A 10383-nucleotide genomic window follows, 5' to 3' on the forward strand; every position below is an offset into this window, starting at 1 on the left:
CCACCGGGTACCCCTCCACCCGGCCCTCGTTCGCAGGCTTCCAGCCCAGCGCCGGGGCGACGTGCTCGGCGAAGGACTGCAGGATCGAGAGATTGACCTCCACACCCATCTGGTTGGGGATGGTGAGCATGAGGGTGTCGGCGGCCATGACGGCAGCGTCGTCCCTGAGCTGCTGGATGAGGACGTCCGGCTCGGCGGCATAGGTGCGGCCGAAGGTGACCGGGGTGCCTTCACCGAGGGATCCGATCTGGTCGCGGCCGGTGGCCTGCATGCCGAACATCTCCCGCGAGCGGTCATCGACGATGGGGAACACCGAACGGGACACCGACACCCGCGGGGTCCAGTCATGCCCTGCGGCGGCCCATTCTGCACGGTAGCGGGCGATCTGCTCGGCCTGCAGGTCGCCGAGGGAGGAGCCATCGGCCTCGGAGACGAGGGTCGAGCTCATGAGGTTGACGCCGTCGCGGGCGGCCTGTTCGGCGGTGGCGTGGGAACCGGCGCCCCACCACACGTGCCGACGCAGGCCGGGGGAGTGGGGGAACACCGGAAGCGGGGTGCCGGGCTGGTACATGCGGGGGTACTGTTCCTCGGCCGGGGCGGCCTCGGCGACGCCGTAGCCGTCGATGGCGGTGAGGAACTGCTCGAACTTGGCGTGGGCCATGTCGGCGCCGTTGGGCTGTTCCGCCCGGTATCCGAAGGACTCCCAGCCGCGCTGTGCAGGCTCCGGTGACCCGCGGGAGACGCCGAGGGCGAGTCGGCCGTCGGAAAGCAGGTTGAGGGCGGCGGCCTCTTCGGCGAGGTAGAGGGGGTTTTCGTAGCGCATGTCGATGACACCGGTGCCGACCTCGATATTCTTGGTGGCACCCACGATGGCGCCGAGCAGCGGCATGGGGGAGGCTCCCTGCGGGGCGAAGTGATGGACGCGGAAGTACGCGCCGTTCACGCCGATCTTGTCGGCGGCGATCGCCAACTCGAGGGCCTGCTGGAGGGTCTCGGCGGCGTCGGGGCCGGGTTGGTTGCCGATGGCGTAGTGGCCGAAACTGAGGAATCCGAAGGCTTTCACGCTGCTGATTCTACTTTCTGCTGGAGGAGGCGGGCGGCGCGGCGTCCCGCGAGACGACCGGCGCGGGTGGCGCCGACGGTGGAGGCAGTGGAGCCGTAGCCGACGAGAAGGACCCGGGGATCCGCCGCCGGGGTGACTTCATCGAGCATCCGGATCCCGCCCTGCGGGCCCCGCAGCTTCAGCGGCGCCAGGTGGCGGAGGGCCGGGCGGAAACCGGTGTTCCAGAAGATGACGTCGACATCTATCTCCGTGCCCACGGGCAGCGGGTCCCAGGATTGCGGGACCTGGAGTTCTTCGCTTTCCGACGGCCCGTAGCCGGCCGCGCGCTCACTTTGCGGCGGGCCGAACACGACGCCGGTCTCGGTGACCCGGTCGAACATGCCCCGGGAGACCAGCGTGCCGTCGGCGACCCCGTCGAGGTAGGCGGGGATCTGCGGGATGCCGGTGGTGCGCACGACCGAGGCGGGGCGTTGCCCGGCGAAGGTGCGTGTCCGGACGGCCTGTTCGACGGCCAGGCCCCAACCGGCGTCGAACTCGCGGCGGGTGAAGTTCGGGGGTCGGTGCGTGGCCCACACGGTCTCGGTGACCGGGGCGAGTTCGAGGAGGAACTGCACGGCGGACAGTCCGCCGCCGACGACGAGGGTGCGCAGGCCCACAAAGTCCTCCTTGCGCACGTAGTTCTTGGTGTGCAGCTGGCGGCCGCGGAAGTTCTCGATGCCGGGAACGAAAGGGATGAAGGGGTTGTCCCAGGTGCCGGTGGCGTTGAGGACGAGGTCGGCGGTGAAGACGCGGGCGTCGATAAGCGTGACGGTGAGGTGCCTCGGTCCGGGGGTGACGCTGCGGACCGGGGCGGGGCGCACGACCTGCATGTCGAAGGCGTCCTCGTAGGAGCCGTAGTAGTCGGCGACCAGGCGCGAGGCCGGGGTGGCAGGGTCGGGGCGGTCCATGGGCAGGCCCGGGAGGTCGGCGATGCCGTGGGCCGTGCCGAGGGTGAGGGAATCCCAGCGGTGGCGCCAGGCACCACCGGGGCCGTCGTTGGCGTCGAGAACGAGGACATCTCCGTCGGGGCCCAGGCGCAGGCCACGACGGCGCAGCTCGTGGGCGGCCGCCAGACCAGCCTGGCCGGCGCCGATGATGATGGCGCGATAGTGCATGTCCCCCACCGTACCCGATAATGGTGATATATCAACAAGATGTTGCGACCTTTCCCTGGAAATTGTGATGGCGACCACAGGTGCCCCTCCGCTACTGTGGCCTGAAACACATTCAATCGAACTTCTGAAAGGAACTCCCATGTCTGCACCCACCTCCTTCCGCGCCGCCGTCGTCGACGAATTCGGCCCCGAGGTCACCGTCCGCGAGGTTGAGCTGCCCACGCCGGAGCGCCACCAGGCCCTGGTCAAGCTCCATGCCTCCGGTGTCTGCCACACCGACCTCCACGCAGCTGAGGGCGACTGGCCGGTCAAGCCGGAGCCACCGTTCGTACCCGGCCACGAGGGCGTCGGCGAGATCGTCGAGCTCGGCCCGGGCGAGCACGACCTCAAGGTGGGCGACATGGTCGGCAATGTCTGGCTGTGGTCCGCCTGCGGCACCTGTGAGCACTGCCGCACCGGTTGGGAGACCCTCTGCAACTCCGCCGAGTACGGCGGCTACACCGTCGACGGTTCCTTCGGTGAGTACATGCTCGTCGACACCCGCTACTGCGCCCGCATCCCGGAGGGGGCGGATCCGGTCGAGGTCGCCCCGATCCTCTGCGCCGGCGTCACCGTCTACAAGGGCCTCAAGGTCGCCGAGACCAAGCCGGGCCAGTTCATGGTCATCTCCGGCGTCGGCGGCCTCGGGCACATCGCCGTCCAGTACGCCGTCGCCATGGGCATGCGCGTCATCGCCGTCGACATCGCCGACGACAAGCTCGAGCTGGCCACCCGCCACGGTGCGGAGTTCACCGTCAACGCCAAGCACTCCGATCCCGCGGAGGCGGTGCAGGAGTTCACCGGTGGCGGTGCCCACGGCGTCCTGGTCACCGCGGTGCACGAGGCCGCGTTCGGCCAGGCCATCGGTATGGCGCGCAAGGGCGGCACCATCGTCTTCAACGGCCTGCCCCCGGGGGACTTCCCGGCCCCGATCTTCGAGATCGTCTTCAAGGCGCTGACCATCCGCGGTTCCCTCGTGGGTACCCGTCAGGATCTGGAGGAGGCCCTCGACTTCTACGCCCGCGGCATGATCAAGCCCACCGTCTCCGAGTGCTCCCTCGACGACGTGAACTCCGTCTTCGAGGAGATGCGCCACGGCAAGATCGAGGGGCGTATGTCCATCAAGTACTGAGGTCGCTGAGGTCATACCTCCTGCCATAAAGTAAGGGGTATGGACTACACCCCGTACAGCCTGCTTATCGACGTCGGCTGGATCTCCCTTCTCATGATCATCGGCAATCTTCTCCGTCGGAAGATTCCGATGTTCCAGAAGCTGCTCCTGCCGGCGTCGATCACTGCCGGTCTCCTCGGCCTGGTACTCGGCCCCCAGGTGCTCGGACTCATCGGATTCTCCGACCAGATCGGCACCTACACCGGTATTCTCATCGCCTTCGTCTTCGCGTCGATGGCGTACGGCATGGACCTCACCCCCTCGGTGCGCACCGGCGCACGCCAGATGTGGTCGTACTCGACCGGCATGTTCCTGGGGCAGTGGGGTCTGTTCATTCTGTTGGGCTTCTTCCTGTTCAAGCCCTTCTTCGGTACCGAGAACTGGTTCGGCATGATGCTGCCCGTCGGCTTCGTCGGCGGCTTCGGCACCGCCGCCGCGGTCGGCCATTCCCTCGAGGAGGCGGGTGCTGTCGCCGCCAGCTCCCTCGGGTTTACCTCGGCCACCGTGGGCACGCTGGCCGCCATCGTCGGTGGCCTCATCTTCTCCAACTGGGGTATCCGCACCGGCCGCGCCTCAACCATGCCCGGCGAACTGCCGTGGGAGCTGCGCTCCGGATACATCGACAACGTCAAGGAGCGCCCGTCGATCGGCCGCGCGACGACCAACCCCTCCTCCATTGAGCCCCTGGCCCTGCACCTGGGGTTCGTCATGCTCACCGTGCTGGTGGCCTACCTGGTCAACGGCTTCATCACGGGGATCTTCCCGAATGTCTCCATTCCGCTGTTCGCGATGTCCTTCGTGATCGGCCTGCTGGGCCGCGCCCTCCTCACGGGGCTGGGGCGCAAGGACTTCCTGGACAAGAACACCGTCAACTCCATGTCGGGTGCCGCCACCGACTACCTCATCGCCTTCGGTGTGGCCTCCATCGTGCCCGCGGCCATCGCCGACTACTGGCTGCCTCTGCTGGTCCTGTTTGTTCTGGGCACCCTGTACTGCGTGTTCATCTTCTTCGTCCTCTCGCCGGAGTTCTTCGGCGAGAAGTGGCTCGAACGCGGCATCTTCTCCTGGGGCTGGGCGACCGCCGCCGTCGCGACCGGTATCGCGCTGCTCAAGATCGTCGACCCGAAGCTCAAGTCCGGCACGCTCAATGAGTACGGCGTCGCCTATGTCGGCTTCGCCCCCTTCGAGATCGGCATGACCATTCTGGCCCCGATCGCGGTGCTGGCCGGATTCACCGCCGGCCTGGGATGGGCGTCGCTGCTCATCGCCGTGGCGGTGATCCTCGTGCCCATCTTCACGGGGAAGACTCCGGGTGCAGTGAAACGCGCCGCCGCGAAAGCGGAGGTTTAAGCGGGGGAGGCTACTTGATAGCTACTTGATAGATCTATCGAGTAGCTATCAAGTAGCAGCAAAAGCCCAGTTCAACCGCCCCATCTACTTGATAGGAGCTAGATAGATGGTCTCAGAGCAGGTTGGCGAGTGACCATGTGGCCCGGGGGTCCTTTGGTCCACGGCCATGCCAGATGACCAGTCCCGCATCGCGGAGGGCTTTGAGCGCCCGCAGGGCGGCGGGGCGGTTGACGTTGCTGAGCTCGGCGACATCTCCCGTCCCGAGGGGCCGGTGGTGCTGTTGCATGGTCTGCAGGATCGTTTCCGAATGGACGGGCAGGGTCGCCATTGTCAGATCGTCGATCCGGGCCGCGGCGCGGAGGATCAGGGTCACAGACCCGCTGGTCTGCCTGTACTCGGGGTCCTGATAGCCGCTCAGGCGCATTTCTTCGTAAATTCGTCGGATACCCTCTCCCAGTTCCTGGCCGATTCCGAGGTCAATGGCAGTGCGCGCGATGAGAGGGTTCCGGGCGAACCGTGCGATCGACAGAGGGTCGCGAGGGTCTGCCAGGCCAGGAAATCTGCCGGGGTTGGTGATCTCGATCCGATCGGGATAGATCTCGATTCGAATGTGGTCGCCGATCAGACTGTAGGAGCGGTGGAGGACGGCATTTACCAGGCCCTCCAGCCAGGCTGCCTCCGGAAGAATGGGAATCCACTCGAACAGGCCCCCGGACGACAGTTTCTTGTGGGTGGGGACCAGTTCGCGGATGTCCTGGGCGGCGGCGGTCAGAATGTCGGTAATGCGTCCTTCGAAGCGCCGGTCATGGCTGATCGTCTGGCGAGAGCCGGTGGTTCGATCGGTGGAATCGAATTTGATGACCCGCACCAGCGCATTCGGGAAGGATCCCTGGGGGTCCTTGCCGAAGAGGAGTTCGGCGGCGACCGTGACCTGCCCATTGCGGGTTAGCAAGTGACGGCCGCGTAGGGCGGAAAGTCTGTCGGAGGCGCCGATGGTGGCCGCATAGTCGGCGAGTGAATCCGCGTCGAGATCGTCGACACTCAGCTGGGGGAGAGGAGTCGAGTCGAATTGGCGCTCGCCTTTGCTGTAACTGAGTTCGAGTCGGTCCTCGAAGCCCAGGCTCATGGTCTGGTCCCCGCGTCGCAGGAAGCACTGTCCGTCACTTCTTTCGTGCACCCGGTCGCTGGGTGGGATCTGCAACAGGACCACCTGGGGAGAATCGGGGGAGGGGCCGCAGTCGATGATCTCCATCTTCAGTGGGACAGTCGGTTGTGTCAGTTCCTGGCTCACCTGACTGAAGGCATTGAGTTGGGTCGGCGTGGGGCGACCTTCCAGGGTTCGGTCCCGGATCCCCAGGGCGAGTGTGCCGCCATCGCTATTGGCCAGCGCCACGATGCTCTTGGCTAGATCCTTGGGTTGAATCTGGAAACTCTTGCGGTCGAAATACTGGTTCTCCGGGCGGGAAAGCCACTCATCGCAAGGAGCGTCACCGGTGGAAGAGTTCATGCTCGAATCCTACTTGATAGATCTATCAAGTAGCTATCAAGTAGCAGCAAAAGCCCTGCTCAACAGCTCCATCTACTTGATAGGAGCTTGATAGATGCTCGATGGTGGGGCGTCGATAAGCACGTTTCCGGTAACTTGAGCGCAGAAGACTCAAATTTTCTCCCCTTGAGTGGAACAGACTCAACTCTTGAGGCGTTACTACTAGTAGATAACAGACGAAAGAGAAAGGAAACGTGCCATGAGCTCGTTCAACCCCACCACCAAGACCCAGGAGGCCCTGCAGTCCGCACTGCAGTCGGCCTCCAAGAACGGCAACCCGGACATCCGTCCGGCGCACCTGCTGGCCGCTATTCTCGATCAGCCGGAGGGCATCGCCGCCCCCGTGCTCAAGGCCACCGGCGTCGATCCGGAGACCGTGGCCCGCGAGGCCCGCGAGCTTGTCGACGGTTACCCCAAGGCCGCCGGTGCCAACCTGGCCAACCCGAACTTCAACCGCGAGGCTCTCAACGCGCTGACCGCCGCCCAGGAGCTGGCCGGCGAGCTCGGCGATGAGTACGTCTCCACCGAGGTCCTCATGGCCGCCATCGCGCGCGGTGACTCCGACGCCGCGTCGCTGCTCAAGGGCCGCGGCGCCACCTATGACTCCATCAAGGGTGCGTTCCCCTCCGTGCGCGGCGCCTCCAAGGTGACCAACCAGGATCCGGAGGGCCAGTTCCAGGCCCTGGAGAAGTACTCCACCGACCTCACCGCGCGTGCGCGCGAGGGCAAGATCGACCCGGTGATCGGCCGCGACTCCGAGATCCGGCGCGTCGTGCAGGTGCTCAGCCGCCGGACCAAGAACAACCCCGTGCTCATCGGTGAGCCGGGCGTGGGCAAGACCGCGATCGTGGAGGGCCTGGCCCGCCGCATGGTGGCCGGAGACGTCCCGGAGTCCCTCAAGGGCAAGACGCTCATCTCCCTGGACCTGGGGTCGATGGTCGCCGGTGCGAAGTACCGCGGTGAGTTCGAGGAGCGCCTCAAGGCCGTGCTCGACGAGATCAAGAACTCCAACGGGCAGATCGTCACGTTCATCGACGAGCTGCACACCATCGTCGGTGCCGGTGCCTCCGGCGAGTCCGCCATGGACGCCGGCAACATGATCAAGCCGATGCTCGCCCGCGGTGAGCTGCGCCTGGTCGGTGCCACCACTCTCGACGAGTACCGCAAGTACATCGAGAAGGACGCCGCGCTGGAGCGCCGTTTCCAGCAGGTCTTCGTCGGTGAGCCGAGCGTCGAGGATGCCGTGGGTATCCTCCGTGGCCTCAAGGAGCGCTACGAGGTCCACCATGGTGTCCGCATCCAGGACTCCGCGCTGGTCGCCGCCGCCTCCCTGTCGGACCGCTACATCACCAACCGCTTCCTGCCGGACAAGGCCATCGATCTGGTCGATGAGGCCGCCTCCCGCCTGCGCATGGAGATCGACTCCTCCCCGCAGGAGATTGATGAGCTCGAGCGCATCGTGCGCCGCCTCGAGATCGAGGAGGTCGCCCTGTCGAAGGAGACCGACGCCGCCTCCCGCGACCGCCTGAGCAAGCTCCAGTCAGAGCTTGCCGACGAGCGCGAGAAGCTCGGTGAGCTCAAGGCCCGCTGGACCAACGAGAAGTCGAGCATCGACAAGGTGCGCGGCGCCAAGGAGGAACTGGAGCAGCTGCGCCAGGAGTCCGAGATCGCGGAGCGCGACGGTGACTACGGTCGTGTCGCCGAGCTGCGCTACGGCCGGATCCCGGAGCTGGAGAAGGAGGTCGCCGAGGCGGAGGCCGAGGTGTCCCAGGGTTCCAACAACGCCATGCTCAGCGAGGAGGTCACCCCGGACACCATCGCCGAGGTCGTCTCCGCGTGGACCGGCATCCCGGCGGGCAAGATGCTTGCCGGCGAGACCGAGAAGCTGCTGGCCATGGAGAACGTCCTGGGCAACCGGGTCGTCGGCCAGGCGGAGGCCGTGCAGGCCGTCTCGGACGCGACGCGTCGCGCCCGCGCCGGTGTGGCGGACCCGAACCGTCCGACCGGTTCTTTCCTCTTCCTCGGTCCCACCGGTGTGGGTAAGACGGAGCTGGCGAAGTCGCTGGCGGAGTTCCTCTTCGACGATGAGCGCGCCATGGTGCGCATCGACATGTCGGAGTACGGCGAGAAGCACTCCGTCGCCCGTCTCGTCGGTGCCCCTCCGGGCTACGTCGGCTACGATGCCGGTGGCCAGCTCACCGAGGCTGTGCGCCGTCGTCCCTACACCGTCGTGCTTTTCGACGAGGTGGAGAAGGCCCACCCGGATGTCTTCGACGTGCTGCTGCAGGTCCTCGACGAGGGTCGTCTCACCGACGGCCAGGGCCGCACGGTGGACTTCCGTAACACCATCCTCATCCTCACCTCGAACCTGGGTGCCGGTGGTACCCGCGAGCAGATGATGGACGCGGTGAAGCGGACGTTCAAGCCGGAGTTCGTCAACCGCCTCGATGACGTGGTCATCTTCGACCCGCTGTCCCAGGAGCAGCTGACGCATATCGTCGACATCCAGATCGGCCAGCTGGCCGCCCGTCTCGCGGGCCGTCGTCTGACCCTGGACGTCTCCGATGCGGCGAAGTCCTGGCTCGGTGAGCGTGGCTACGACCCGGCCTACGGTGCCCGTCCGCTGCGTCGCCTCATCCAGCAGGCCATCGGCGACCGCCTGGCCAAGGAGCTGCTGGCCGGTGACATCCGCGACGGCGACACCGTCCACGTGGACGTCGCCGACGGCGGCGAGTCGCTGGACGTCTCCCGCGGCTAGGTCCGGCGTTTCACGTCAAGGCGAGATCCACCAACCGGGAGGCGAGCCGGGAGGCGCGGAGGACCTGAGTGGCGGTGACGGAGTCATGTCCGTAACCCGCGCGGGTCTTCATGCCCAGTAGGACCGACAGATCCTGAGCGGCTGTGCGGTCGACCATCGCGAGTAGCTGGACGGCCTCCTCGTGGCTCTGCCCCTTCGCGTGCCGCCCGAGGTGTCGGGCACATACCGCATCTGCGGCGGCGATGCCGGCATGAACGTACAAGGTCACGCAGGCGTCGGCGACCGTTTCGTCTGAGTCGTGGAGGTCGCGGGCATCGTCGGCGACCGCGAGAAACTGGCGTGCCTTGGTCAGCCGTCCCCGCCGAACGTGGTCGTCGGCGGGGACGGTGCGATTGTGTGGGCGCGGAGGGGACACGTCCCGACCATAACCCTTCTCAGCGGAGCTGTCTCCGCAGCCAGGAGCGGTTGCCTGCAACATGGATTCCTTGGGCCACGATCTCTGTGAATATCGGAGCTGGGGAAACCTCGGACTCGCGGTACACCAGCGGGCGGACATCGTTGCCCGTCCAGGAATGGACCGCGGATGCGAGCTCGTGGATCTGCGTATCGAAAATGTCGTCATCGGCGTCGTCGGGTATGACGACGAGCAGGTCGATGTCGCTGTCGCTGCGCATCTCACCCCGGGCGGCGGACCCGAAAAGGGTCACCGTTGTCGGAGCCGTGGACCACGTGTCGACGAGCGCGGTAATCCTGGACAGGAGAGCGGCCCGGGCGCGACTCATAGCCACGACTGCGTCAGCGAGAAGATGTCTGCGATTGAGGGAGTACGCGCGCGAGCGGCCCACCGTCATGTCAGTCACCAGACCCTGTTCCACCAGTCGGCCCAGGCTCTTCTGGACACCCTGGCGCGTACCCTCTTCGGGGAGGAGCTGGGTGATCTGGGCCGCGGAGAGCAACTGCTCGGTCCCGCAGAGGACCTGCAGGACCTGGGAATCCAGGCCTATCGTGCCTACCGCCGACAAGGGGTTCTGCAGGCGCATCATACTCTCCCAGAGGTAACTGGCATTGCGCTTAAGCAACTATCGTTGCATATAGGCAACAAGTGTAGCTTCCATGTGGGCCCGTGGACAGCTATCCGGCCGGATCCGGCATCCCGGCGATGTAGGCGACCTGGGCGAGGTGCTCGAGGGCGTCGATAAGCAGCGACGTCATGCGGATGTGCCGGGTGACGGGCTGGCCGTCGTAGTGGTCGATGACCTCGCCCCAGTTCTCCACCTGCGCGGCGTGGCGGGTCGCGGCGGC

Annotated in this window: 8 protein-coding genes; 3 read left to right on the forward strand and 5 right to left on the reverse strand. The window is 66.1% G+C overall.

Annotated features, from left to right (window positions below; translation table 11 throughout):
* Both Q4F73_RS05620 and Q4F73_RS05625 read right to left on the reverse strand, forming a co-directional pair.
* Nucleotides 1–1063 (reverse strand): LLM class flavin-dependent oxidoreductase (locus Q4F73_RS05620; protein ID WP_303358378.1); only part of this gene is annotated, 1063 nt, incomplete at its 3' end.
* On the reverse strand, nucleotides 1060–2217 hold the full coding sequence (locus Q4F73_RS05625; RefSeq protein WP_303358379.1) for an NAD(P)-binding domain-containing protein: 1158 nt from the start codon (nucleotides 2215–2217) through the stop codon (nucleotides 1060–1062). The genes Q4F73_RS05625 and Q4F73_RS05620, both read right to left, overlap by 4 nt.
* A 139-nt stretch (nucleotides 2218–2356) precedes the next feature.
* On the opposite strand from Q4F73_RS05625, the gene adhP reads away from it, so the two are divergent.
* Complete coding sequence (gene adhP / locus Q4F73_RS05630) at nucleotides 2357–3388, forward strand: alcohol dehydrogenase AdhP (RefSeq protein WP_303358380.1); 1032 nt, start codon at nucleotides 2357–2359, stop codon at nucleotides 3386–3388.
* A gap of 39 nt (nucleotides 3389–3427) precedes the next feature.
* Nucleotides 3428–4777, forward strand: coding sequence for a sodium/glutamate symporter (locus tag Q4F73_RS05635; RefSeq protein WP_303358381.1), 1350 nt, complete (start codon nucleotides 3428–3430; stop codon nucleotides 4775–4777).
* 112 nt (nucleotides 4778–4889) lie between these two features.
* Here the strand turns inward: Q4F73_RS05635 and Q4F73_RS05640 are convergent, their stop codons facing one another.
* Complete coding sequence (locus Q4F73_RS05640; protein WP_303358382.1) at nucleotides 4890–6284, reverse strand: ATP-binding protein; 1395 nt, start codon at nucleotides 6282–6284, stop codon at nucleotides 4890–4892.
* A gap of 238 nt (nucleotides 6285–6522) precedes the next feature.
* Between Q4F73_RS05640 and clpB the strand changes: the two genes are divergently transcribed.
* A complete protein-coding gene (clpB, locus tag Q4F73_RS05645; RefSeq protein ID WP_303358383.1) occupies nucleotides 6523–9081 on the forward strand; it encodes an ATP-dependent chaperone ClpB in 2559 nt (852 codons plus the stop codon).
* Between the two features lie 10 nt (nucleotides 9082–9091).
* Here clpB and Q4F73_RS05650 read toward each other — a convergent pair whose 3' ends face one another.
* Together Q4F73_RS05650 and Q4F73_RS05655 are read right to left on the reverse strand one after the other, a co-directional pair.
* On the reverse strand, nucleotides 9092–9496 hold the full coding sequence (locus tag Q4F73_RS05650; protein WP_303358384.1) for a hypothetical protein: 405 nt from the start codon (nucleotides 9494–9496) through the stop codon (nucleotides 9092–9094).
* Nucleotides 9497–9515: 19 nt separating this feature from the next.
* A complete protein-coding gene (locus Q4F73_RS05655; RefSeq protein WP_303358385.1) occupies nucleotides 9516–10121 on the reverse strand; it encodes a nucleotidyltransferase domain-containing protein in 606 nt (201 codons plus the stop codon).
* Between the last annotated feature and the right edge of the window lie 262 nt (nucleotides 10122–10383).

The sequence above is a fragment of the Corynebacterium sp. genome, from assembly GCF_030535495.1.
In the GTDB taxonomy this organism is placed as follows: domain Bacteria; phylum Actinomycetota; class Actinomycetes; order Mycobacteriales; family Mycobacteriaceae; genus Corynebacterium.